This is a genomic window from Dyella japonica DSM 16301, assembly GCF_001010355.1.
Taxonomy (GTDB): domain Bacteria; phylum Pseudomonadota; class Gammaproteobacteria; order Xanthomonadales; family Rhodanobacteraceae; genus Dyella; species Dyella japonica.
The window spans coordinates 1-340 of the sequence record NZ_JPLA01000155.1; the positions used below are offsets into that span (position 1 = coordinate 1).

Sequence of the window (340 nt, forward strand, 5' to 3'; positions counted from 1 at the left end):
AGATGTCTGGCTGTTTAGGACCTACATATTCTTTGCAACCTCCTGCCATAATCCGACCGATTTCCGGTAAGTTGCGTTTCTTGGTGTGGTAAGTCCAGATCTCTACCGCTGCAGTGTGACCAATAGCACCTTGCAGAAGAACACGGGCCATACCGGCAGAAATAATACCGCTGTCAAAATCGTGCAAGATATCAGATGCAGCAACCCAAGATCGCGGTGTGGCAAAAGATGGACAATTAATCTCAGCCATGGCCTCATAATTATCGATAGCTGATGGAACTCTTTTCAGATATCCAATTACAGATGAGTGCACCCCATTAAGGAATGCGTAGTCCTCAAT

1 protein-coding gene is annotated in these 340 nt (G+C 45.9%); it reads right to left on the bottom strand.

Features of this window, described 5'->3' with window-relative positions; all coding sequences use genetic code 11:
- Positions 1-340 (bottom strand): hypothetical protein (locus Y882_RS19670; RefSeq protein WP_211259237.1); only part of this gene is annotated, 340 nt, incomplete at both ends.